The sequence below is a fragment of the Pilimelia anulata genome, from assembly GCF_014647895.1.
In the GTDB taxonomy this organism is placed as follows: Bacteria; Actinomycetota; Actinomycetes; order Mycobacteriales; family Micromonosporaceae; genus Pilimelia; species Pilimelia anulata.
Genome location: NZ_BMQB01000005.1, coordinates 406,824 through 429,550 on the forward strand (window position 1 = coordinate 406,824; position 22,727 = coordinate 429,550).

Below are 22,727 nucleotides of genomic sequence, written 5' to 3' on the forward strand. Positions count from 1 at the left end.
CGACCGCCGGGCCGTCAGCCGTTCAGGGCGCGGCCGGGGAGCTTGACGACCGCGACGAAGAAGTTGTCGATCTGCCGTACCACGTCGATGAACTGCTCGAAGTCCACCGGCTTCGTCACGTACGCGTTGGCGTGCAGCCGGTAGCTGCGGACGATGTCCTCCTCCGCCTTGGACGTGGTCAGCACGACGATCGGGATCGTCCGGAGGTTCTCGTCGGCCTTGAGCCGGGCCAGGATCTCCCGGCCGTCGTACTTGGGCAGGTTCAGGTCGAGCAGGATCAGGTCCGGCCGGGGCGCGTCGGCGTACGGCTCGCGCCGGTACAGGAAGTCCAGCGCCTCCTCGCCGTCGCGGACCACCCGCAGGTCGTTGGCGACCTTGTTCTCCTCGAACGCCTCGCGGGTCATCATCTCGTCGCCGGGGTCGTCCTCCACGAGCAGGACGACGATGGGCTGCTGCTTGGTCTCGGTCATCCTCGGTCCTCGGTCGGGGGCGTCGGGGGAGTGTTCTCGGACGGTACCGGCAGGCTGAAGCTGATCCGCGTGCCGTCGGTGTGCGCCGGGTCCAGGGCGATCCGGCCGCCGTGGTATTCGACCACCTTCTTGCAGATCGCGAGCCCGATCCCGGTACCGGGGTAGGCGTCCCGGGTGTGCAGTCGCTGGAAGATCACGAAGATCTTGTCGGCGAACTCCGGCGGCACGCCGATGCCGTTGTCGGTGACGGCCAGCTCGTACCGGTCGTCGACCCGGGCGCAGGTCACGGCCACCTCCGGCGGTACGTCCGGCTTGGCGAACTTCACCGCGTTGTGGATGAGGTTCTGGAGCAGCATGGTCAGCAGGGTCGGGTCGCCGACGACCGTCGGCAGCGGGTCGATCGCGACGCTGCCGCCGGCCTCGTCGAGCATCTCCCGGATGTTGCGCTCGGCCGTCGCGCCCACGTCGGCGAGGTCGACCGAGGTCCGGCCGCTGTACATCCGGCCGACCCGGGAGAAGCGCAGCAGGTCGTTGATCAGCACCTGGAGCCGGGAGGCGCCGTCCACGGCGAACGCGATGTACTGCCGGCCGCGCTCGTCCAGCAGGTCGTTGTACCGCCGTTCGAGGAGCTGGCAGAACGACGTGATCTTGCGCAGCGGCTCCTGCAGGTCGTGCGAGGCCACGTACGCGAACTGCTCCAGCTCGGCGTTCGACCGCCGCAGCTCCACGGTGTTCTGCTCCAGCTCGTCCCGCCCGCGCTGCAGCTCGTCCCGGTTGCGCTCCAGCTCGTCCCGGCTGCGCTGGAGGTCGTCGCGGGCCCGCCGGGTGGCGGTCAGCTCGGCGACGATCCGCTGCCGCATCGCGTCGATGTCCGTACCGAGCCGGCGCAGGTCGGCGACCCCGGTCGCGGCGACCCGGTGGTCGAACGTGTCGCCCTCGACCACCCGCCGGGTGTCCTCGCCGAGCCGGCGCAGCGGCCGGACGACGCCCCGGTGCAGCCCGAACGACAGCGCGAGCACCGCCAGCACGACCAGCGCCACGATCCCGACCAGCGTGCCGGTCTGCCACCGGGTCTGGCCGGCGAGCACCGCCCGCTGCGTCTCGCGCAGCTCCAGCAGCTCCCGGTCCAGCGCGGCCAGCCCGTCCCGGACGGCGTCGAACCGCGCCTTGCCCACGGCCGCGGCGGGCGCGGCCCCGCCGCGGGTGATCGGCTCGGCGTACGCCGCGCGCCAGTCCGCGGCGGCGCTCGCCACCCGGTCGGCCTCGACCCGCGGCGCGGAGTGCGCGGCCAGGTACTCGTGCAGCCGCGCCTGCGCGGTGTCCTCCCGCTGCCGGCCGGCGGCGTACGGCGCGAGGAACGACGGGTCCCGGGCCAGCAGGTAGCCGCGCACGCCCGTCTCCTGGTCCACCAGCGCCGAGCGCAGCTCGCCGGCGGCGGCGCGGCTGAGCGCCACGTCCTCGACCAGCACCCGGGTGGTGGAGCCGGTGCGGTCGAGCGCGAACCACCCGGCCAGGGCCGCGGCGGCCAGCAGCGCGCCGAAGACCGCCAGGGCCCGCGCGAACCACTGCTGGGCGGTCAGTCCGGACGGCATCGGGGGCTCCACTTCACGTGCACGAGGGCGAGGTCGTCGGCGAGCCGGCCGCCGTCGGCGGCGGTGACCTCCTCGACCACCGCGTCGACCAGCGGACGGGGGGTCCCGCGCCGGCGCAGCAGCGCCACGATACCCACCAGCCCGTCGACGCCCAGCCGGTCGTCGCCCGCACCCACCCGGCCGTCGATCAGCCCGTCGGTGTACAGCAGCAGCTCCCCGCCCGGCGGCAGCGGCAGCCGGGTCGCCGGCCGGCGGCGGACCGGCGTGCGCAGCAGGCCGATCGGCGGCTGGTGGTCGACCCGCAGCGCGGCCGCCCCGGCGCCGACCAGCAGCGGCGGCGGGTGCCCGGCGCTGAGCACCTCGACGGCGGACCGGTCGGCCGGGATGCCGACCAGGCAGACGGTGGCGTACGTGTGCGGCGACGGCCGCTCGGCGGTCAGCACCCGCTCGATCAGCGGCAGCGCCTCGGCGTCGGACAGCCCGGCCAGCACCGCCGTCCGCCAGCAGATCCGCAGGCAGGCACCCACGGCGGCCTCGTCCGGGCCGTGCCCGGAGACGTCGCCGATCAGCGCCCGGACGGCGCCGTCCGCGCTCTGCACCAGGTCGTAGAAGTCGCCGCCGAGCAGCGCCCGCTGCCGCCCCGGCTGGTACCGGACGGACACCGCCAGCGCCGCGTCCCGGACGATCGGGCGGGGGAGCAGGCCGCGCTCCAGCCGGGCGTTCTCGGCCGCCCGGCGCTGGCTGTCCCGCAGCCGTACGGTCGCCACCTCGGCCCGCTTGCGCTCGACGGCGTAGCGGATCGCCCGGGCCAGCGTCGACGGGTCGATTTGTCCTTTGACCAAGTAGTCCTGCGCCCCGGCGGCGACCGCGGCGGCGCCGGCGGCCTCGTCGTGCAGGCCGGTGACGACGATCAGCGGCACGCCCGGCGCCGCGGCCAGCACGGCCGGCAGGCCGGCGAGCCCGCGCCCGTCCGGCAGGTGCAGGTCGAGCAGGACGCAGTCCGGCTGCTCCCGGAAGTACGGCTGGGCGTCGGCCAGGCAGTTCGCGACGGTGACGGACGCGCGCAGGCCGCTGTCGGCGATCCACTCGGTCAGCAGGAACGCGTCGCCGTCGTCGTCCTCGACGAGCAGCAGCCGCAGCCGGTCGGTCTCCGCCGGGCGATTAAGCTCGTGCATCCCGGCATCGCTCGCGGTGAACTGCCTACTATCGGATACTGAATCGGGCCCCGCTTCCGACGAGAGGTTCATGCCATGCCGCCAGTTGGTCGTCGGACGCCCCGGGCCGGGCCCGACGCCGACAGCCTGGACGCGCTGGCCGACGTCGTGATGGCCTGCACCGACCGGGCCCGCGAGGCCACCGCGCCGCGCCTGTCCCACCTGCAACTACAGGCGCTGACGGCGATCGACCGGCACGGCGAGCTGAACCTGGGCAGCCTGTCCGAGCTGCTGTTCACGGTGATGTCCTCGACCAGCCGGCTCTGCGACCGGCTGGAGGCCACCGGGCTGATCGAGCGGCACCCGCGGGAGGAGAACCGGCGGGAGATCGTGCTGAGCGTCTCCGCCGACGGCCGCCGCCTGCTGGACCGGCTGCGCGAGCACCGCCGGGTGGCGCTGGCCAGCGCCCTGGCCGACGGGGCCGGGCTCATCGGCGTCTCCGTCCGCCCGGCGCTGCGCACCGCGACGGACGGCCACCGGCGCCCCGCCTGACCCTGCTGTCCACGGCCGCTCCCTCGGGTGCCCCGGCCGGGTTCGCGCGGGTGCGCGATCGACGCCGGTTCACACTTGCCATAGTGCAACATTTGGCGGGCGGCACGGCAACCGGGGTCCGGACACGGTGCGGGGCGCGGCACCGCAACCGGTGATCCGCGCCCCGATGGATCCGGGCGTCAGCGCTCGTCGCGCAGCGCGTCCTTCGCCCCCTCGCCGAGCTGCTTGGCCTTCGCCGCAGCCTGCTCGGCCAAGCCCTCGGCCTGCAGGCTCCGGTTCCCGGTCGCGCTGCCGAGCTTCTCCTTGGCAGCGCCCTTCAGCTCCTCGGCCTTGTTCTCGATCTTGTCGCCGGTGCTCATGACTGCCTCCCGGGTTATCGGTGCCGTTGGTCGCGTACGACGCACTTATCCACAACGGCCGGATCCGAAACCGGGATGATCGCGAATGCGACGCGCGTCACTCCCGCGCCGGGCCGTTCCAGTCCAGGCAGGTGACGACGGCGTCGTCGTCCAATGGGGAGGCGCCGTGGTGGGTGAGCAGGTCGCCGACGACCGTCCGCACGGCGTCCAGCGCGGCCATCGGCCGGGTGCGGCGCAGGATCTGCCGGAGCGCCCGCTCGGCGTACCGGATGCCGTCGCCGCCGATCAGCTCGCTGACCCCGTCGCTGATCACGATCAGCCGGTCGCCGGGGGCGAGCCGGAGGTGCTGGGCGCTGTACTCGGTGCCGTCCTGCGCGCCCATCGGCGGGTGCTGGACCAGCCCCACCATCTCGTAGTCGGTGTCCCGCAGCAGCAGCACCGTGGGCGAGCCCGCGTCGATGAACGTCACCCGGCCGGTGGTCACGTCCAGCTCCAGCAGGAGCGTGGACAGGTGCAGCTCGCCGCGGAACTGGCTGTACAGCGCCTGGTCGGCGAGACTCGCCTGGTCGACCAGGCCGAGCCCGGCCCGGCGGGCGTTGCGCAGGGCGGTGATCGCCACGGTGGTGAGGGTGGCGGCCTCCATCCCGGTACCCATCCCGTTGGTCACGGTGACGTGGAACCGGTCGGCGTCGCGGGACCAGTCGAAGCTGTCCCCGCGCACCGCGTACGCCGGTTCGAGCTGGCCGGCGAAGTCCAGCTCCGCCGACGTGTACGCCCGGCCGGGCAGCAGCGCCCACTGCATCTCGGCGGCCAGCGTGAGCCGCCGGGTGCGGCGCACCTTCGTGTACCGGTCGGTGGCCAGGTCGGCCGCCGGCAGCAGGTGGGCGAGCGCGGTGGCCACGTCGGCCAGCGCGATCCGGTCGTCCTCGGTGGGGCCGGGCTCGCCGAGCCGGACCCGCAGCACGCCGAGCCGGTCGCCGCGCAGGGTCACCGGCAGGTACAGGTCCCCGCCGTCGGCCACCGGCTGCTGCTGGGTGAAGCAGCGCGCGCCCGGACCGGCGGTCAGCGGCGCCGCCGGGCCGCCGGGGTCGAGGACGGGCAGCAGCGTGACGAGCTGGTAGTCGGTCAGCAGCAACTCGGTGGCGGTGACGCCCAGCTCCGCCCGTAGCTCGTCGGCGAGCACGTCGACCAGCGCATACGCCGGCGCGGTCGCCATCGCCTCGAAGATCCGCGTCATCGGCCGCATCGGGCGGCCCCCACCGCGCGACCGCCGTCCCGCCTTGATCCGATCCCGCACCACATGACCCGCATCCGTTCCTCGAAGCGTCCGACGATTGCCATACAGCAACATTATGACGGTTGCCATAGTGCAACATTCGGTCCCGTCGCCGCGTGCCGGGTCCGCCCGCGCGGCGCGGCAGGGCCACTGTGGCGTTTACCGCTCCCCGGTCGATGGGTACCCAGGGTGAATGATCACCAATCGAACCGAGCCGGCCGAGCGGGCCGAGCCGCAGCCGCAGCCGCCGGAGGTCGAGTCCGAGCCCGACTTCGCCGAGGAGCACGCCTCGACCGCCGTGGACGAGCGCATCCTGAGCGACCGGTCCGATCGGGAACCGGAGAGCCCGCGCGGCTGGTCCGGGATGGAGTAGGACTGCCGGCCCCGGCTTTCGCTGCCCGGGCTGTGCTGTCCGGTGCCGGGGGCGGCACGACAGAGGGCGGGCCATGGCCCGCCCTCTGTGTTCCGGTACCCCGTCCGCGTGCGCCCTACCGGTGCGGCCGGTGCCCTTGTCGTGCGTGCCGGGTCAGGCCCGGCGTCCCGCGATGGCGCGGTAGCCCAGGAGCAGGATGATCGCGCCGACGATGGCCGTCAGCCAGGTGCTGATGTCGAAGAATCCGTCGACCGGGTCCACGCCGAAGATCGCCGAGCCCAGGAAGCCACCCAGCAGCGCACCGACCACGCCGATCACGATCGTGACCAGGATGCCGCCGGGGTCGTTGCCCGGCACCAGCGCCTTGGCGATCAGACCGGCCAGTAGGCCCAGGATGATCCAACCCAGAATTCCCATGTTCCTCACTCCTCGGGGGGTGGACCCTTGCGGGTCCGACGTCGCTCCCCCGGCGGCGGATCCTGGGATCCGCTGTGCCTCCACCGGGGCGTCGACCCTCGACGGGTTCGACGTACGGCGACGGTGCCCCTTGGGGCAACTTCCGAAACCCCGGTGTGCGGGTGGCCACCTGCGGAACCGGGCGAACGGCGCCGGCGACCCGGTGCGTGGCGACCCGGCGCACGGGGCCGGTGCGCGGGGCCGGTGCGCGGCGGGCCGGGCGGATGTCGCTGCGGCACGACACCCGCCCGGCTGCCGAGGTAAGGCTAACCTATTTTCAGCCTATCTTCAGTGGCAGATGGGCGGTGCTGAACCGCTCGTCCACCTCGACCACCGTCCCGGCCCGGTACCGCAGCGTGTGCTCCCGGTCGGTGGAGATCAGCACCAGCCCGACCCGGTGCCCCGCGCCGAACACGTGGTCCTGCGTCTGCAACGGCACCGTCAGGTCGTAGAACTTGCCCTGCTGCACCGACTTGTCCGCCCACAGCCCGTGCCGGTTGCGCACGTCGACCCACCCGCGACTGACGATCTTGTACGGCGTCTCGGCCAGCCGGTACGACGCCCGGGCGAAGCAGCCCGGGTCCTCCGGGATCCCCGGCGCCACGCAGTCCAGCTCGGTCGGCGACCGCTGGATGCCGGCGAACCGGGTGTCGGTCCCGTAGTCGACCAGCAGCGCCGTCAGGAACGGCGACGCCCCGGTGAACCGCGCCCGCACCCGGACCCTGCCGTCCCCGCTGTACCGCACCGGCGCCGCCAGCCTGTCCGACAGGAACTGCAACCGCCCCGGGTCGCCGCCGATCTCGGTCGCCACCAGGCTGTCCGCGGTCCGGCCGGGGTCGTCGGTGAACGCCCGGGCCGCCTGCCCCGGCGGCAGCCGCAGCGCGCCGCCACTGCCGTCCAGCGGCAGCGCCTCCGGCCGCACGCCCGGCACCGGCCAGTCCGCGGCCTCGGTCCAGGTGCCCGGCCGGGTCTCGACCGCGGCACGCGGCTCCCGCATGATCCCGTTGTCGATGCCGTACAGCCAGCAGTCGAACCACCGGTGCAGCGTCCGCAGCCACTCCGCCCGCCGCACGTCGAACGGGCTGGAGTGGTTGCCCTGGGTCAGCCAGACCTTGCGCGGGACGCGGTGCTCCGCCAGCGCCGCCCACCACGGGCCGACCTGCCCGACCCGCACGTTCCAGTCGTTCAGCCCGTGCACCAGCAGCACGCTGGCCCTCACGTTGCCGGCGAACCGGACGTAGTCCCGGTCGTGCCAGAACGCGTTGACGTCCCCGGTCCGCCGGTCCTGCCGCCGGGTCAGGTCCGCGATCACCGCCGCGCACTTCTCGGGCTGCTTGCGGGTCAGCACCGCCCTGGCCAGGATGTCCGCGTCCTCGCCGAGGAAGCCGCCGGGCGCGACCACGCCGCCGCCGGAGCGGTAGTAGTCGTACCAGTTGGAGATCGCCGCGATCGGCACGATCGTGGCCAGCCCCTCGACGCCGGTGGCGGCGACGGCGTTGGGCAGCGTCCCGTTGTACGAGACGCCGATCATGCCGGTCCGGCCGGTGCTCCACGCCGCGCTGGCCGGCGAGCCGTCCGGGGCGGCGCCCTTCGCCCGCCCGTTGAGCCAGTCGATCACCGACCGCATCCCGACGGTCTCGTTGCGCCCGCCCGAGGTCGGGCAGCCGGTCGAGCCGCCGGTGCCGAGGCTGTCGGCGAAGACCACGGCGTACCCGCGCGGCACGAAGTAGTTGTCCAGGTACCCGCCGAACAAGATCGTCTCGTCCCGCCGCTCGCGCGCCGGCGGCCCGGCCGGGTCGCCGGCGCCGCGGTCGATGTCGTCGTGGTTCGGGATGTCCAGCAGCCCGGCGTAGTACGGGCTCGGCTGGAAGATCACCGGCACCCGGACCCCCGGCGCGGTCCGCGGCCGGATGACCCGCACCGCCACCCGGTCCCGCACGCCGTCGGCGTCGGAGTCCACCGGCGTCTCGACGGTCAGTTGCTCCCGAATAGCGTCTTTGTACTCATAGGTGGGTTCCGTGCCGCGCGGCGCCGGCGCCGCGGCCGCGGCGGGCAGCGCGGGCGCGCACAGGGCGGCGGCGCACAGCACCGCCACCAGCGAACGAACAGAAGACATCGACAGCCCTCCCCGGGGGGCCCGCGGCGCGGGCCAGCGGCCACATCGGCGCGCACTATAGCGACGGCGTCGAGATCGGTCGATCGACGGCCGGCGGTGGCGGGGGACCGGTACGGTGGTCGGGTGATCGACTGGTCCCGCGTCGACGGCGTGGTGCTCGACTGCGACGGCCTGCTGGCGGACACCGAGCCCTGCTGGTTCCGCGCCGAGGACTCGATCTTCGCCGAGTACGGCCGCCGCTACGGCCGCGCCGAGCAGGCCGAGCTGATCGGCACCGAGTACCGCGCGGCCGCCGCCCGCATCGCCGCCATGCTCGGCCACCCGGGCCACGCCGAGCGCATCGCCGACACCCTGCTCAGCCGCGTCGCCGACGAGATCCGCCGCGGCGCCCACCCGATGCCCGGCGCGGTCGCGCTGGCCCGGGCGTGCGCGGCCCGGCTGCCGGTCGCCGTCGCCAGCAACAGCCCCCGCCCGCTGGTCGAGCTGACCCTGGCCGCGATCGGCCTGGCCGACCTGCCGGTGGTGACGGCGGCGGACGTACCGCGGCCGAAGCCGGCGCCGGACGTGTACGCGGCGGCGTGCGCGCGGCTGGGCGTAGCGCCGGGGCGGGCGGTGGCGTTCGAGGACTCGCCGACGGGGGCCCGGGCCGCCAGGGCGGCGGGAATGTACGTGGTGGCGGTGCCGTCCCTGCCGGACCAGGAATTCGACGCGGACACCCGGGTACCGTCGCTGACCGACCCGGTGATCACCGACTGGCTGGCCCTCATCCACTCCGCCTGAACCGCCATTTCCCCCGTTCCGCCGGCGTACGACGGAAGTGGCAGCGCGCCGCCGCGCGTATCGCGAAGGGGGAAAGGTTGGCGCCAATACCTTCCCGTCCGGGCGGCCGAATGGAAATCTGGCGCCACTCGGACGGCCGGAGGGCGCACAATGGAATCATTCCGACCGGAGCTGCCGGATTCCGATGGTGCATCGGGCCCACCGTCGGGCGGTGAGTCGCCGCTGATGCCGGGGCGCTCGGCGTCCGGCTGCGGGTGATCCGGGTACAGTCGGGGCGCTCTGGGCGCGCACTGGCCGCTGCCGCCGACTGGCCCGGCTCCAAGGTGTCCAAGATCGAGAATGGCCGCCAGCTCCCCACCGAGGCCGACCTGCGCACCTGGCTGCGGAGCTGCTCGCCGGGCGACGACGCGCTGCCGGCGGAGCTGCTCGCCGCGCTCCGGTGCACCCAGCGGTCGTGGCGGGCCCGGCTCGCGGGCGGCCTGGCCGCCGTCCAGCTCGACTACCACGAGGCGGTCGCGGCCAGCCGCGTCGTCGCCTCCTTCGAGACCGCGTACGTCCCCGACCTGCTCCAGATCCCGGACTACGCCCGGGCCGTGTTCGCCGACGCCGCCCGGCGGCACGCGCTGGGCGACGCCGGCGTGGCGGACGCCGTCCGGGCCCGGCTCGCCCGGCAGCCGTACCTGTACGACCCGGCGAAGCGGTTCGAGTTCCTGCTGACCCCGATGGCGCTCGGCTACCTGGTCGCGCCGCCGGCGGTGATGCGGGCGCAGCTCGACCGGCTGCTGTCGGTGATCGGGCTGCCCGGCGTCCGGTTCGGGGTGATGCCGGTGCCGACCGCGGCCCGGCGCCGCCGGTGGTCTCGTTCGCCCTGCTGGACGACCTGGTGGTGATCGAGGACGCGGTGACCGAGCACGTGGTCCGCGGCGACGCGGTTCCCCGCTACCGCGCCTGGCTGGACGAACTGTGGTCCCAGTCGCTGGAGGGCGACGCCGCCCGCCCGGAGATCCACGCCGCCCTCGCCCGCCTCCCCACCTGACCGCGACCGGCCGGGCCGCGGGCGGGCGTCAGTGGCCGCGCTCGATCCACTCGGGCAGGTGGGGGGCCTCGGCGGCGATCGTCGTCGACCCGCCGTGGCCCGGGTGGACCACCGTGTCCGGGGGGAGCACCAGCAGGCGGCCCCGGATCGAGTCGATGATGGTCGGGAAGTCCGAGTAGGACCTCCCCGTCGCGCCCGGCCCGCCCCGGAACAGCGTGTCCCCGCTGAACACCACCCCGCTCGCCGGCGCGTACAGGCAGCACGCCCCCGGCGCGTGCCCCGGCGTGTGCAGCACCCGCAGGTCCAGGCCGCCCACCGCGATCACCTCGCCGTCGCCCAGTTCGGCGTCCGGCGCGCGGCCCGGGTGGGTGGCGTCCCACAGCGGGCGGTCGTCGGGGTGCAGCAGGATCGGCGCGCCGTACCGGTCGGCCAGCTCCGGCGCCGCGTTCACGTGGTCGTTGTGCGCGTGCGTACAGACGACCGCCACGAGCCGCCGGTCCCCGACGGCGGCCGCGATGGCGGCGGCGTCGTGCGCCGCGTCGATCACCACGCACTCGCGGTCGTCGCCGACGACCCACACGTTGTTCTCCACGTCCCAGGAGCCGCCGTCCAGGGTGAACACCCCGGCGGTCACGACCCGGTCCAGTCGGGCGGTCACAGGACCACCACGCTGCGCAGCACCTCGCCGCGCTCCATCTTCGCGAACGCCGCCTCGAGGTCGCCGATCCCGATCTCCTCGGTGACGAACCGGTCCAGCGGCAGCCGGCCCTGCCGGTACAGCGCGATGAGCAGCGGGAAATCCCGCTCGGGGAGGCAGTCGCCGTACCAGGACGACTTCAGCGCCCCGCCGCGGCCGAACACCTCCAGCATCGGCAGGGTGAGCTGCATCTCCGGCCGCGGCACCCCGACCAGCACCACCGTGCCGGCCAGGTCGCGGGCGTAGAACGCCTGCTCGTACACCTTCGGGGTGCCCACCGCCTCGATCGCCACGTCGACGCCGAAGCCGCCGGTCAGCTCGCGGATCGCGGCCACCGGGTCGGTGTCCGCGGCGTTCACGGTGTGGGTGGCGCCGAATTCGCGCGCCCAGCCGAGCTTCCGGTCGTCCAGGTCCACGCCGATGATCGTGGTGGCGCCGACCATGGCCGCGCCCGCGATCGCGGCGTCGCCGACGCCGCCGCAGCCGAACACCGCTACGGAGTCGCCGCGCTGCACGCCGCCGGTGTTCACCGCCGCGCCGACGCCGGCCATCACGCCGCAGCCGAGCAGGCCGGCGACGGTGGCCGGGGCGGCCGGGTCGACCTTCGTGCACTGTCCGGCCGCGACCAGGGTCTTCTCGGCGAACGCGCCGATGCCCAGCGCCGGGGACAGCGGGGTGCCGTCGGGCAGCGTCATCCGCTGCTTCGCGTTGTGGGTGGCGAAGCAGTACTGCGGGCGGCCGCGCTTGCAGGCCCGGCAGGAGCCGCAGACGGCCCGCCAGTTGAGGATCACGAAGTCGCCGGGCGCCACGTCGGTCACCCCGGCCCCGACCGCCTCGACCGTGCCCGCGGCCTCGTGGCCGAGCAGGTACGGGAAGTCGTCGCCGATGCCGCCCTGGACGTAGTGCAGGTCGGTGTGGCACACCCCGCACGCCCGGACGTTCACCACCGCCTCGCCGGGCCCCGGGTCGGGCACGACGATCGTGGTGAGCCGGGTCGGCTCGCCCTTGCCGGGGGCGATGACCCCACTGACCTCGTACGGCACGTCGGACCTCCTCGTCGCGGGACTCTCCCGGCATCCGAGCTTACGGCCGGCACCCGCCCGACCGGGTCACACAGCGGGTACCCGGGCGCGGTTGGTACCGTCGGCCGATGGCTGACGGTCACAGACCCGGGCCGGGCGGACCCCCGGTCCACGCCCGGCGCCCACCCCACCGCGGGATCGCCGTATGCTGATCCTGACCGGCCTCGCGCTCATTCTGGCGCTGACCGCCGCGACCGGCTGGTTCGTGGCGCAGGAGTTCGCGTACGTGGCCGTGGACCGCGGCCGGCTGCGCGCGCTCGCCGACGACGGCGACGCCGCCGCGCAGCGGGCGCTGCGGGTGACCGGGCGGCTGTCGTTCGTGCTGTCGGGCGCCCAGGTGGGCATCACCGTGACCGCGCTGCTCGCCGGGTACGTCGCCGAACCGTTCCTGGGCGAGGGCCTGGCGCCGCTGCTGGGCGCGGCGGGGCTGCCGGCGGCGGTGAGCCTGTCGGTGTCCGTGGCGCTGGCGCTGCTGCTGGCGACCGTGATCCAGATGGTGCTGGGCGAGCTGGCCCCGAAGAACCTCGCCATCGCCCGCCCCGTGCCGCTGGCCCGGGCCCTGGCCCGCTCGACGCTGCTGTACCTGACGGTCGCCGGGCCGGTGATCCGGGTGTTCGACAGCGTCTCCAACCGGCTGCTGCGCCGGGTCGGCATCGAGCCGGTGGAGGAGCTGCCGCAGGGCGCCACCCCGGAGGACCTGGACCGGATCATCGCCGCCTCCCGCGACCGCGGCCTGCTCGACGAGGACACCTCCCGGCTGCTCGACCACGGCCTCGACTTCGCCCGCCGGACCGCCGGCGAGGTGATGGTCCCGCGGGTCGACGTCGTCACCGTCGCCGCCGACGCGCCGGCCGCCGCCGTCGTGGCGCTGCTGGACACCGGGCACAGCCGGTTCCCGGTCACCGGCCGCAGCGTCGACGACCTGGTCGGGGTGATCTCGGTCGCCGACCTGGCCAACCTGCCCGCGGCCACCCGGCCGGACGTCCCGGCCCGGGCCGTGGCGGCGCCGCCGCTGCTCGTACCGGCGTCGCTGCCCCTGCCCGCCGCGCTGGACCTGCTGCGCACCGAGCGCCGCCAGCTCGCCTGCGTGGTGGACGAGTACGGCGGCTTCGCGGGCGTGCTCTCGCTGGAGGACATCGCCGAGGAGCTGGTCGGCGAGATCCGGGACGAGGACGACCACCCGAGCCCGGCCGCGCGCGAGCTGGGGGAGCGGGCCTGGTCCGTACCCGCCCGCTGGCGGCCGGACGAGGTCGCCGACGCCACCGGCATCGCCCTGCCCGGCCACGACTCGTACGACACGGTCGGCGGGCTGGTGCTGCACGCCCTCGGCCGGCTGCCCGCGGTCGGCGACGAGGTGGTCCTGCCGCCGGGCGTCGGGCAGCCGGCGGTCACCCTGCGGGTCGAGGCCGTCCAGCGGCACGTGCCCGTCCGGGTCGCGGTCCGCGCGGGGGAGCCGTCGTGACGCCCGCCTGGTCGCTGGCCGTCTCGCTGCTGCTACTGGCCCTGAACGCGTTCTTCGTGGCCGCCGAGTTCGCCCTGGTCGCCGCCAAGCGGCACCGGTTGGAGGAGGCCGCCGCCCGGGGCAGCCGGTCGGCCGGCGCCGCGCTGGACGGGGTCCGCGAGCTGTCCATGATGCTCGCCGGCGCGCAGCTCGGCATCACCCTGTGCACGATCGGGCTGGGCGCGCTCGCCAAGCCGACCGTCGCCGACCTGCTCTCCCCGGTCCTGGGCGCCACCGGCCTGCCGGACGCCGCCGCCTACGCGGTCGCCTTCATCGCCGCCGTCCTGCTCGTCGGCTTCCTGCACGTGGTGATCGGCGAGATGGCCCCGAAGTCGTGGGCGATCAGCGGCCCGGAGCGCGCCGCCCTGCTGCTCGCGCCCTCGTTCCGGCTGTTCACCCGGCTCACCCGGCCGGCGCTGCGGGCGCTCAACGGCATCGCGAACGCCTGCCTGCGGCTGTTCGGCGTCGAGCCGCGCGACGAGCTGTCGACCGCGCACGGCCCGGAGGAGCTGCGCCTGCTCGTCGTCGCCTCGCGCGAGCACGGCACGCTCAGCGTCGGCCAGCACGACCTGCTCACGGCGGCGCTGGCCGTCCAGCGCACGACGCTGGCCGAGGTGATGATCCCGGCGGACGCGATCGTGGGCGTCCCCGCCGACACCGACGCGGCCGGCATCGAGCGCCGGTACCGCGAGACGGGCCGCTCCCGCCTGGCGGTCGTGCGCGACGGCGCGATCGTGGGCTTCGTGCACCTGCGCGACGCCGTCCGGGCCACCAGCGCCGGCCGTACGGCGTCGGCGGCCGACCTGGCCACGCCCGCGCTGCGCCTGCCCGCGGACCTGCCGGTGGCCGCGGCGGTCCGCCGCCTGCGCGGCCACCGCGCCCAGCTCGCCCTGACCACCGACCGCGCCGGCACCCTGACCGGCCTGGTCACCCTGGAGGACCTCCTGGAGCAACTCCTGGGCGAGTTCACCGACGAAACAGACCCCCTCCCGGCCACGTAGAAACAGGGGGTACGAACCGCAACGCATGAGCGGGAGGGGCGCCGGAGCGCGATCAGCCGCCCGACGGGCTCGTCGGCAGGAGGACGCGGAAGGTGGCGCCGCCGTCCTCCGGCCGGTGCAGCTCCACCCGCCCGCCGTGCGCGTTCACGATCGCCGCGACGATCGCCAGCCCCAGCCCCGTACCGCCGCCCTTGATCCCCCGGGCCCGGCTGGAATCGGCCCGGTAGAAGCGCTCGAACAGCCGCTCCGCGTGCGCGTCCGCGACCCCCGCCCCCGTGTCGGTGACCTCCAATACCGCGCACGGCCCGGCGAGCGCCACCGCGCCCGGCGCGCTGGCCTGCGGCGCCGGGCCCGGCCAGCCGCGCGACTGCCGGCCGACCCGGACGGTCACCGGTACCGAATCGGCGGTGTGCTGGAGCGCGTTGGCGACGAGGTTCGCCGCGACCTGCCGCAGCCCCGGCTCGTCGCCCGGGATGGTGACCGGCTCGATCGTGGCCGCGTCGTCGGTGAGCGCGGCGAGTTTCACCGACCGGCCGGGGGAGCGGGCGTGCGCGTCCCGGACCGTGTCGGCGGCCACCTGGAGCAGGTCGACGGGCGCGCGCTGGAGGGCGCGGCGCTGGTCCAGCCGGGCCAGCAGCAGCATCTCCTCGGCCAGCGCGGCCATCCGGGTGGCCTCCTGCTCGATCCGGGACATCGTGTCGTCCAGGACCGGGCCGGGCGGGGCGCCGCCGCGCCGGTACAGCTCGGCGAAGCCGCGGATGGAGGTCAGCGGCGTGCGCAGCTCGTGCGAGGCGTCGGCGACGAACCGGCGCAGCCGCTCCTCGGACGCCCGGCGCGCGGCGATCTCCGCCTCGATCCGGGTGAGCATCGAGTTCAGCGCGGCGCCGAGCTGCCCGGCCTCGGTGTGCGGGTCGTCGTCGTCCACCCGGCGGGCCAGGTCGCCGCGGGTGATCTCGGCGGCGGTCTCGCCCATCCGGGTGAGCGGGCGCAGCCCGAGCCGGATCACCGCGCCGCCGACCAGGCCGAGCAGCAGCAGGACGGTCACCGTCACGCCGATGTCGATGAACAGCAGCCGCTCGCTGGTCTGCTTGACCTCGTCCAGCGCGACGCCGACGAGGACGAGCCCGCCGGTGTTGCCGACCGGTACCGCGAGCAGCCGCCACTCGGTCTGCCCGTCGGTGGCCGGCACGGTGTACGGCGTCTTGGTCCGGGCCCGGGCGAGCAGCGTCTCGAACGACTCCACCCGCGGCTGCGACGCCCCGGTGATCCAGCCGTGCCGGGTCTCCCGGCGGCCGTCCGGGCCGAAGACGATCAGGGCCTGGTCGGGGCCGAGCCGCTTGGCCATCCGCCGGTGCCCGCCGCCGGTGACGACGCCGCTCTCCGGGTCGGCCCCGCGGGCGTACGGGCGGCTGAGGCCGATGAGCTGCCGGTCGATCTTGGCGGTCAGGTAGCTGCGCAGCAGGACCAGGCCGGCGGTGTCGGCGACGACCAGCGCGAGCGCCGCCATGACGCTGGTGACCAGGATGAGCCGGGAGCGCAGCGTCCACTGTCGCCAGGGGCGCAGGAAGCCGCGGCCGGGGCAGCGGCACCGCGCGCCGGCGCGCGCCGCCGCCGGGGCGGGGGCGGCGCGCAGGTCCAGCGTCGGCTCCTCCTCGTCCGCGGACAAGGTCAGACTTCCTCGCGGGGCAGGCGCAGGGTGTACCCGACGCCGCGGACCGTGTGGATCAGCGCCGGCCCGTGTCGGTCGATCTTGCGACGAAGGTAGTAGACGTACGACTCGACGATCCGGCCGTCGCCGTCGAAGTCGTAGTTCCACACCCGGTCCAGGATCTGCGCCTTGCTGACCACCCGGCCGGCGTTGATCAGCAGGTACCGGAGCAGCTTGAACTCGGTCGGGGACAGGTCGACCTGCCGCCCGGCCCGGCGCACCTCGTGGGCGGCCTCGTCCAGTTCCAGGTCGGCGAAGGTGAGCAGCGGCTTGATCCCGGGGCCCTCCGGGTCGGTCCGGCTGCGGCGCAGGATGGCCCGGATCCGCAGCACCACCTCCTCCAGGCTGAACGGCTTGGTGACGTAGTCGTCGCCGCCGACGGTCAGGCCGGAGATGCGGTCCTCGACCGCGTCCCGGGCGGTCAGGAAGATGATCGGCATGTGTCGACCCCTGGCGCGGATGCGCTGGGCCACCTCGAAGCCATCCAGATCGGGCAGCATCACATCGAGCACGATAAGGTCCGGGTCGAAATCCTCGACCTCCGCGAGCGCGTCGGTCCCGGTACCGGCCACCCGGACATCGAACTCGACCAACCGGAGGGTGGCGGCGAGGAGCGCGCAGATGTTGGGTTCATCGTCCACGACGAGTACCCGCTCGACCCGCGCAGATGTGGCCATTTGGTCGACTGCCGGGGCACTGACGGTCGTTCCGGCTGCCCAGTTCGTCTCAGACTGCATCCGAATTCCTGTAGCGGTTGCGCGGAAAATCTGTTGGGAGCAGCTTAGCGGTACCTTAACGATCTATCGACGTCGCTCATTGCGCACGGATGCGTCCCGGTTCCCGGGAGACACCGTGATGGGATGTGACGATTCCATTACAGATCGTATCGATCGATGTCTGTGCAGGGAGTACATAGCGGACAGTTCCTCGGCTCCGAGGTTGCTCTGAGGTTGCTACGAGCTTTTCCCCAGCGTTCATGGGTTCGATAGCCGAGCGTGCGGGACTTCCGGGGGAGGAAACCGCACGTAGCCGTCTAGAGCGGCACAAGCCCAGCCGAGAGATTGGTGTCTCACAGATGACCGCGCCGATCCACTGCCGCCCGCACGTGTTGTATCGACTTGCGGCGTACCGCGACCGCCGCCATAGTCGTTCCGTCTTTGTGGTCGGTCATACGACCGCGGCGTAAGCGCCGGCGGTCGCGGAACCGCGGACAAGAGCCATATCCCGCACCGCCGTGCGATAGCGGCACGTTTCAGGTGCGGGGGGCTCATTTCCGGCATGTGGGTAGTGCTCGCATGTGGACCCACCCAAGCTTGGCCCGGCCGATCCACCTCGGCGGGGCACCCGTGCCAGAGCTGGAGAAAGGACTGCCATGGAGTCGGCAGCGGAGCTGTGCCTGCACGAGCTCTTCGAGGCCACCGCACGTAAGTCGCCTGACGCGATCGCGGTGACCTGCGGCCCGCGCGCGACCACGTACGCGCAGTTGGACGCCGCCGCCAACCGGCTGGCCCGCCATATCCGGGCCTTGGGCGCCCGGCGCGGCGATTTCGTCGCCCTCTTCCTCACCCGCTCCGACCTCGCCATCGCCGCGATCCTGGCCTGCCACAAGGCCGGCGTGGTGTACGTGCCGATCGACCCCGGCTACCCGACCGAGCGCATCCGGCACATCAGCGACGAGCTGGGCGTCGCGCTCTGCCTCACCGACCTGGACCTGGCCCACCGCACCGACGACGCCTACCCGGCCACGCCGGTGGAGGTCATCACCGTCGACTCGCCGTACGTGGCGCTGGCGGCCCCGGCGCCGTACGAGCCCGAGCCGCCGGTCGGCTACGTCTCGCCGTACGACCTGGCGTACGTCATCTACACCTCCGGCACCACCGGCCGGCCCAAGGGCATCATGACGGAGCACCGGCACGTGACCCGCTTCGTCAGCGCCTTCAACGAGGTCTGCGCGACCGCTCCCACCGACCGCGTCTACCAGGGCTTCTCGCTGTGCTTCGACGGCAGCATCGAGGAGATCTGGATGGCCTTCTCCAACGGCTCCACGCTGGTCGTCCCGGAGACCGGGGCGCCGAAGTTCGGCGACGACCTGGCCCTGCACCTCGCCGAGTTGGACGTCAACTACTTCTCCACCGTTCCCACCGTTCTCGCGACGATGGGGCACCCGGTACCGAGCCTGAGCACGATCGTGCTCTCCGGCGAGGTCTGCCCGCCCGACCTGGTCGCCCGCTGGGACCGGCCGGGGCTGGCGCTGTGGAACGTGTACGGCCCCACCGAGGCCACGGTCAACACCACCGCCTTCCGCTGCCGCGCCGGCGTGCCGATCAACATCGGCCGCCCGCTGCGCGGGTACCACCTGGAGGTCGTGGACGAGGAGCTGCGCCCGGTCCCCGAGGGCGGGTCCGGCGAGCTGGTCATCCGGTCGGAGACGCTGGCCCGCGGGTACGTCCGCCAGCCGGACCTCACCGCCAGGGCGTTCGTCAGCCTCGACGGCGACGACCCGTGCCGGATCTACCGCACCGGCGACCTGGTGCGGCGCAACGAGTACGGCGAATTCGAGTTCTTCGGCCGGATCGACGGCCAGGTGAAGATCCGCGGCAACCGGGTCGAGCTGGGCGAGATCGAGTCGGTGCTCACCGAGTGGCCGCAGATCAAGGCCGCCGCGGTCAAGGTCGTCGAGGTCGAGGGCCTGCAGGAGATCGCCGCGTACGTCGTCACCGACGCCCCCGCGGCCGACCTGGACCGCGACGGCGTGCTGCGGCTGCTCCAGGACCGGCTCATGCCGTACATGCTGCCGACCTTCCTCGACGTCATGCCGGAGATGCCGCGGACCACCAGCGGCAAGGTCGACCGCAAGCTGCTGCCGCCGCCGAGCCAGCAGCTCACCCGCGCGGTCGGCGACGTCGACCCGCCGGCCACGCCCATGGAGGCCCGGATCGCGGACGTGTACGCGCAGGTACTCGGCGCGCCGGCCGTCTCGGTCACCGCGGACTTCTTCCTCGACCTGGGCGGGCACTCGCTGGTGGCGGCCAAGGCCGCGACCTCGATGCGGGACACCGTCGGGCACCCGGTGACGGTCCGGGACATGTACAAGTTCCCGACCGTCCGCGGCCTGGCCGCGCACCTGGACGGCCTGGGCCCCGCGCCCGTGCCGGGCAGCGCCGGCGTGCCGCCGCGCGGCCCGAGCGCCCGCGAGGTGTACGAGGGCCAGTCCAAGCTGTCCCGGTGGACGACCTGGACGCTGCAGGCGCTGTCGATGTACCTGTTCGGCGCGTTCTTCTCGCTGCTCCCCGCGGTCGCCTTCTTCCTGACCGTGTTCTGGGTGCTCGGCGAGCTGTCGACGCTCTGGTTCGTGATCATCACGAGCCTGCTCGCCCTCGGCGGCTGGCCGCTGATCATCGTGCTGTCGATCGCCGCCAAGTGGATCCTGATCGGCCGGTACAAGCCGGGCGAGCACAAGCTCTACAGCTTCTACTACTTCCGGTTCTGGCTGGCCGCCCGGTTCACCGCGATGAGCGGCGTCGGCGCGCTGGTCGGCACCCCGGTCATGTCGCTGTACTTCCGGCTGATGGGCGCCCGGGTGGGCAAGCGCTGCCACCTGATGACCACCGAGGTCGGCGCCTGGGACCTGATCAGCATCGGCGACGACAGCAGCGTCGGCGCGTCCACCCACCTGCTCGGCTGGCGGGTGGAGGACGGCCTGCTCAAGCTCGGCCGGGTCGACATCGGCGACCGCTGCTTCGTCGGCATCCACTCGGCGATCGGCCTGAACGCCGCCATGGGCGACGACTGCGCGCTGGACGACCAGTCGCTGCTGCCCGACGGGCACGTGATGGCCGACGGCGAGCGCCGCCGCGGCGCCCCCGCGGTGCCGGCGCCGGTGGAGCTGCCGGACCGGACCGCGCACGCCTCGACCGCGAAGCGGTTCTTCTTCGGCTGGCTGCACGTCGCCGCGGTGGACTTCTTCTTCTGGCTCGGCAGCGGCATGTTCCTCGCGCTGATGTTCCTGTTCCGCTGGATGCTGCTGCACCTGGGCATCTCCACCTCGATCGCGGCGCTCGCGCTGGCCCTGCCGGTGCTGCTGGTGATCGGCGTGTACCTGTCCGCCTTCTTCAAGTGGCTGATCCTGCACCGGATCGAGCCGGGCGTGTACCGGACCGAGAGCATCCTGTACGTCCGCAAGTGGATGTCGGACCTGCTGATGACCCGGGTGAAGCAGGCGTTCCTGCCGATCTACACGACGCTGTACCTGCCGCCGTTCCTGCGGCTGTTCGGCACGAAGATCGCCCGGCGGGCCGAGATCTCGACGATCTGGAGCATGCAGCCCGAGCTGACCGAGATCGGCCCGGAGAGCTTCTTCGCCGACGGCGCGATCATCGGCGGCAAGCGGGTGCACCACGGCGTGTTCCAGGTCGGCTGGAACCGGATCGGGGCGCGCAGCTTCGTCGGCAACAGCGCGATCCTGCCGATGGGCAAGAGCATGGGCGACAACGGCCTGCTCGGGGTCCAGTCGCTGCCGCCGGCGGGGATGGACACCACCCCGGACGGCTGGGAGGGCCTGGGCGCCGAGGCGTTCACGCTGACCCACCGGGTCAAGGTGGACTCGTTCGACCCGGCGGTGACGTTCCAGCCCTCGAAGTCGCTGTACCTGCAGCGGGCGCTGATCGACGGGCTGCGGGTGCTGATCCCGTACTACGTCGGGCTGGCCGCGCTGGTGCCGTACCTGTACTGCCTGTGGTGGGCGCTGTCCACCGGCGGCGTGCTGCGGGTCGCGCTGGTCGCGCCGGTGGTGGCGATGGCCTTCGCGGTCGCGTCGATGCTGTTCGTGGCCTTCCTCAAGAAGACGATCATGGGTACCTTCAAGCCGGTGATCAAGCCGCTGTGGTGCACGTACGTCTGGCTGAACGAGATGGTCAACGGCATCTACGAGTCGGTCTTCTCGCCGGCCGTGTCGTCGCTGCTCGGCACCCCGTTCGCCGCGCCGTTCTTCCGCCTGATGGGCGTCAAGCTCGGCAAGCGGGTGTACCTGGCCACGACGCTGTTCTCCGAGTGGGACCTGGTGGAGATCGGCGACCACGCCGCGCTGAACCACGGCGCCGTCGTGCAGAACCACTTGTTCGAGGACCGGGTGTTCAAGTCCAGCAGCATGCGGATCGAGGCCGAGTCGACGGTGGGCAACATGGCCATCGTCCTGTACGACTCGGTGCTCTCCCGCGGCGCCTCGCTGGGCCCGCTGTCCCTGCTGATGAAGGGGGAGACCCTGCCCGAGCACACCGCGTGGCACGGCATCCCGTGCGAGCAGGTGGCCCGACCGGTCGCCCCCGCCGCGCCGGTGCCGGCCGTCCGCCGCGACCCGCTGCCCGTACAGCGCGTCGCCGGCGAGGCCCTGACCGAGCGCACCCTGGCGGGCGCCGGCCACCGCTGATCCAGTACCGCCGCCCGGCGGCCCGCGCCACCGGGGACCACTCTCTCTCCAACATCCGCAACATGTGGGGGTAAGCACCGATGACCATCACTGCCGAGCCGGCTGCCGGCACGTCGCTCGACGTGCCGCAGCTCGGCCAGCCATACGACTACCGGCGCCGGCCCCTGGTCGAGCCGGACTGGACCCGCTTCCCCGGCTGGCGGGGCATCACCCGCGAGCAGTGGGAATCCGCCCAGTGGCAGCGGGTCAACTGCATCAAGAACATCGGTCAGCTCCGCACGCTCATGGGCGACCTGCTCGACGAGCGGTTCTACACCGACCTGGCCGACGACCAGGCGCGGCTGGCGACGATGTCGATGCTGGTGCCGCCGCAGATGATCAACACGATGGTGCCGTTCGAGCCGATGACGACGGAGGCGTTCTACGCCGACCCGGTGCGCCGGTACATGATCCCGGTGGCGTCGGACCGGCACGTGGAGTGGACGTCGCACCCGTACGCGACCCGCGACTCGCTGCACGAGCACGACATGTGGGTGGCGGAGGGCCTGACCCACCGGTACCCGACGAAGGTGCTGGCGGAGCTGCTGCCGACCTGCCCGCAGTACTGCGGGCACTGCACCCGGATGGACCTGGTGGGCAACTCGACCCCGCAGGTGGACAAGCTGAAGCTGGTCCTGAAGCCGGTGGCGCGGTACGACGCGCACATCGACTACCTGCGGGCGACGCCGGGCGTGCGGGACGTGGTGGTCTCCGGCGGCGACGTGGCGAACGTGCCGTGGAAGAACCTGGAGTCGTACCTGACCCGGCTGTTGGAGATCGACAGCATCCGGGACATCCGGCTGGCGACCAAGGCGCTGATGGGCCTGCCGCAGCACTGGTTGCAGTCCGACGTGGTCGACGGGCTGGGCCGGGTGGCCAAGCTGGCCCGCGAGCGCGGGGTGAACGTGGCGATCCACACGCACGTCAACCACGTGCAGTCGCTGACGCCGCTGGTGGCGGCGGCGACCCGGGCGGCGCTGGACGCCGGGATCCGGGACGTCCGCAACCAGGGCGTGCTCATGCGCGGCGTGAACGACACCCCGGAGGCCCTGCTGGACCTGTGCTTCGGCTTGCAGGGTGAGGCGGGGATCCTGCCGTACTACTTCTACA

General features: G+C 73.3%; 20 protein-coding genes and 1 pseudogene. 10 read left to right on the forward strand and 11 right to left on the reverse strand.

Annotated features, from left to right (window positions below):
* Positions 1 to 14: 14 nt before the first annotated feature.
* From IEY94_RS14125 to IEY94_RS14135, 3 genes are read right to left on the reverse strand one after another with little or no spacing between them, the layout of a single operon-like run.
* Positions 15 to 470: a response regulator gene (locus tag IEY94_RS14125; RefSeq protein WP_189170603.1), complete on the reverse strand. Its 456-nt coding sequence runs from the start codon at positions 468 to 470 to the stop codon at positions 15 to 17.
* Positions 467 to 2,062 carry a sensor histidine kinase gene (locus IEY94_RS14130; RefSeq protein ID WP_189170604.1) on the reverse strand — a complete coding sequence of 532 codons (1,596 nt, stop codon included), beginning with the start codon at positions 2,060 to 2,062 and terminating at the stop codon, positions 467 to 469. Before IEY94_RS14130 ends, IEY94_RS14125 begins: the two co-directional genes overlap by 4 nt.
* Positions 2,047 to 3,237 (reverse strand): PP2C family protein-serine/threonine phosphatase, encoded by a 1,191-nt coding sequence (locus tag IEY94_RS14135; RefSeq protein ID WP_189170605.1) that lies wholly within the window; start codon positions 3,235 to 3,237, stop codon positions 2,047 to 2,049. The genes IEY94_RS14130 and IEY94_RS14135 overlap by 16 nt, the downstream gene beginning before the upstream one ends.
* A gap of 75 nt (positions 3,238 to 3,312) precedes the next feature.
* Between IEY94_RS14135 and IEY94_RS14140 the strand changes: the two genes are divergently transcribed.
* Entirely contained in the window at positions 3,313 to 3,768 is a 456-nt protein-coding gene (locus IEY94_RS14140; protein ID WP_189170606.1) for a MarR family transcriptional regulator, read from the forward strand.
* A 179-nt stretch (positions 3,769 to 3,947) separates the two neighbouring features.
* Here IEY94_RS14140 and IEY94_RS14145 read toward each other — a convergent pair whose 3' ends face one another.
* The gene (locus IEY94_RS14145) at positions 3,948 to 4,127 is read right to left on the reverse strand and encodes a CsbD family protein (RefSeq protein ID WP_189170607.1); all 180 of its coding nucleotides are present in this window, start codon (positions 4,125 to 4,127) and stop codon (positions 3,948 to 3,950) included.
* A gap of 97 nt (positions 4,128 to 4,224) precedes the next feature.
* The gene (locus IEY94_RS14150; protein ID WP_229783845.1) at positions 4,225 to 5,364 is read right to left on the reverse strand and encodes a PP2C family protein-serine/threonine phosphatase; all 1,140 of its coding nucleotides are present in this window, start codon (positions 5,362 to 5,364) and stop codon (positions 4,225 to 4,227) included.
* A gap of 232 nt (positions 5,365 to 5,596) precedes the next feature.
* On the opposite strand from IEY94_RS14150, the gene IEY94_RS14155 reads away from it, so the two are divergent.
* Positions 5,597 to 5,776, forward strand: coding sequence for a hypothetical protein (locus IEY94_RS14155; RefSeq protein WP_189170609.1), 180 nt, complete (start codon positions 5,597 to 5,599; stop codon positions 5,774 to 5,776).
* Positions 5,777 to 5,929: 153 nt separating this feature from the next.
* Here IEY94_RS14155 and IEY94_RS14160 read toward each other — a convergent pair whose 3' ends face one another.
* Together IEY94_RS14160 and IEY94_RS14165 are read right to left on the reverse strand one after the other, a co-directional pair.
* Positions 5,930 to 6,193 carry a GlsB/YeaQ/YmgE family stress response membrane protein gene (locus IEY94_RS14160; RefSeq protein ID WP_189170610.1) on the reverse strand — a complete coding sequence of 88 codons (264 nt, stop codon included), beginning with the start codon at positions 6,191 to 6,193 and terminating at the stop codon, positions 5,930 to 5,932.
* Between the two features lie 316 nt (positions 6,194 to 6,509).
* Positions 6,510 to 8,348, reverse strand: a complete 1,839-nt coding sequence (locus tag IEY94_RS14165) for a Xaa-Pro dipeptidyl-peptidase (protein WP_189170611.1) — start codon at positions 8,346 to 8,348, stop codon at positions 6,510 to 6,512.
* A 123-nt stretch (positions 8,349 to 8,471) separates the two neighbouring features.
* Here IEY94_RS14165 and IEY94_RS14170 point away from each other — a divergent pair, with 123 nt between their 5' ends.
* The 4 genes and pseudogenes from IEY94_RS14170 (at position 8,472) to IEY94_RS14180 (ending at position 10,164) form a co-directional block, all read left to right on the forward strand.
* Entirely contained in the window at positions 8,472 to 9,128 is a 657-nt protein-coding gene (locus tag IEY94_RS14170) for an HAD family hydrolase (RefSeq protein WP_189170612.1), read from the forward strand.
* Between the two features lie 245 nt (positions 9,129 to 9,373).
* Positions 9,374 to 9,502: pseudogene (locus tag IEY94_RS24005) on the forward strand (helix-turn-helix domain-containing protein); the annotation flags it as partial.
* Between the two features lie 48 nt (positions 9,503 to 9,550).
* Positions 9,551 to 10,018: a Scr1 family TA system antitoxin-like transcriptional regulator gene (locus tag IEY94_RS24010; protein WP_373291292.1), complete on the forward strand. Its 468-nt coding sequence runs from the start codon at positions 9,551 to 9,553 to the stop codon at positions 10,016 to 10,018.
* Complete coding sequence (locus IEY94_RS14180) at positions 9,982 to 10,164, forward strand: hypothetical protein (protein WP_189170614.1); 183 nt, start codon at positions 9,982 to 9,984, stop codon at positions 10,162 to 10,164. Before IEY94_RS24010 ends, IEY94_RS14180 begins: the two co-directional genes overlap by 37 nt.
* Positions 10,165 to 10,192: 28 nt before the next feature.
* Here the strand turns inward: IEY94_RS14180 and IEY94_RS14185 are convergent, their stop codons facing one another.
* Entirely contained in the window at positions 10,193 to 10,822 is a 630-nt protein-coding gene (locus IEY94_RS14185; protein ID WP_189170615.1) for an MBL fold metallo-hydrolase, read from the reverse strand.
* Positions 10,819 to 11,904, reverse strand: coding sequence for an S-(hydroxymethyl)mycothiol dehydrogenase (locus IEY94_RS14190; RefSeq protein WP_189170616.1), 1,086 nt, complete (start codon positions 11,902 to 11,904; stop codon positions 10,819 to 10,821). The genes IEY94_RS14185 and IEY94_RS14190 overlap by 4 nt, the downstream gene beginning before the upstream one ends.
* A gap of 184 nt (positions 11,905 to 12,088) precedes the next feature.
* Here IEY94_RS14190 and IEY94_RS14195 point away from each other — a divergent pair, with 184 nt between their 5' ends.
* Both IEY94_RS14195 and IEY94_RS14200 read left to right on the forward strand, forming a co-directional pair.
* Entirely contained in the window at positions 12,089 to 13,405 is a 1,317-nt protein-coding gene (locus IEY94_RS14195) for a hemolysin family protein (protein WP_189170617.1), read from the forward strand.
* Positions 13,402 to 14,445 carry a hemolysin family protein gene (locus tag IEY94_RS14200; RefSeq protein ID WP_189170618.1) on the forward strand — a complete coding sequence of 348 codons (1,044 nt, stop codon included), beginning with the start codon at positions 13,402 to 13,404 and terminating at the stop codon, positions 14,443 to 14,445. The genes IEY94_RS14195 and IEY94_RS14200 overlap by 4 nt, the downstream gene beginning before the upstream one ends.
* 52 nt (positions 14,446 to 14,497) lie before the next feature.
* Here the strand turns inward: IEY94_RS14200 and IEY94_RS14205 are convergent, their stop codons facing one another.
* Together IEY94_RS14205 and IEY94_RS14210 are read right to left on the reverse strand one after the other, a co-directional pair.
* Complete coding sequence (locus IEY94_RS14205) at positions 14,498 to 16,111, reverse strand: sensor histidine kinase (protein WP_229783847.1); 1,614 nt, start codon at positions 16,109 to 16,111, stop codon at positions 14,498 to 14,500.
* Positions 16,112 to 16,113: 2 nt separating this feature from the next.
* On the reverse strand, positions 16,114 to 16,830 hold the full coding sequence (locus IEY94_RS14210) for a response regulator transcription factor (RefSeq protein WP_189170619.1): 717 nt from the start codon (positions 16,828 to 16,830) through the stop codon (positions 16,114 to 16,116).
* A 695-nt stretch (positions 16,831 to 17,525) separates the two neighbouring features.
* Here IEY94_RS14210 and IEY94_RS14215 point away from each other — a divergent pair.
* Together IEY94_RS14215 and IEY94_RS14220 are read left to right on the forward strand one after the other, a co-directional pair.
* Complete coding sequence (locus IEY94_RS14215; protein WP_189170620.1) at positions 17,526 to 21,578, forward strand: Pls/PosA family non-ribosomal peptide synthetase; 4,053 nt, start codon at positions 17,526 to 17,528, stop codon at positions 21,576 to 21,578.
* Between the two features lie 80 nt (positions 21,579 to 21,658).
* A partial coding sequence (locus IEY94_RS14220; protein WP_189170621.1) for a KamA family radical SAM protein occupies positions 21,659 to 22,727 on the forward strand: 1,069 nt, incomplete at its 3' end.

Coding starts and splice junctions, on each gene's coding strand:
- IEY94_RS14215 (WP_189170620.1), top strand. CDS start 17,526: ATGGAGTCGGCAGCGGAGCTGTGCCTGCACGAGCTCTTCGAGGCCACC.
- IEY94_RS14150 (WP_229783845.1), bottom strand. CDS start 5,364: ATGACGCGGATCTTCGAGGCGATGGCGACCGCGCCGGCGTATGCGCTG.
- IEY94_RS14140 (WP_189170606.1), top strand. CDS start 3,313: ATGCCGCCAGTTGGTCGTCGGACGCCCCGGGCCGGGCCCGACGCCGAC.
- IEY94_RS14195 (WP_189170617.1), top strand. CDS start 12,089: ATGCTGATCCTGACCGGCCTCGCGCTCATTCTGGCGCTGACCGCCGCG.
- IEY94_RS14160 (WP_189170610.1), bottom strand. CDS start 6,193: ATGGGAATTCTGGGTTGGATCATCCTGGGCCTACTGGCCGGTCTGATC.
- IEY94_RS14165 (WP_189170611.1), bottom strand. CDS start 8,348: ATGTCTTCTGTTCGTTCGCTGGTGGCGGTGCTGTGCGCCGCCGCCCTG.
- IEY94_RS14130 (WP_189170604.1), bottom strand. CDS start 2,062: ATGCCGTCCGGACTGACCGCCCAGCAGTGGTTCGCGCGGGCCCTGGCG.
- IEY94_RS14155 (WP_189170609.1), top strand. CDS start 5,597: ATGATCACCAATCGAACCGAGCCGGCCGAGCGGGCCGAGCCGCAGCCG.
- IEY94_RS14210 (WP_189170619.1), bottom strand. CDS start 16,830: ATGGCCACATCTGCGCGGGTCGAGCGGGTACTCGTCGTGGACGATGAA.
- IEY94_RS14145 (WP_189170607.1), bottom strand. CDS start 4,127: ATGAGCACCGGCGACAAGATCGAGAACAAGGCCGAGGAGCTGAAGGGC.
- IEY94_RS14135 (WP_189170605.1), bottom strand. CDS start 3,237: ATGCACGAGCTTAATCGCCCGGCGGAGACCGACCGGCTGCGGCTGCTG.
- IEY94_RS14125 (WP_189170603.1), bottom strand. CDS start 470: ATGACCGAGACCAAGCAGCAGCCCATCGTCGTCCTGCTCGTGGAGGAC.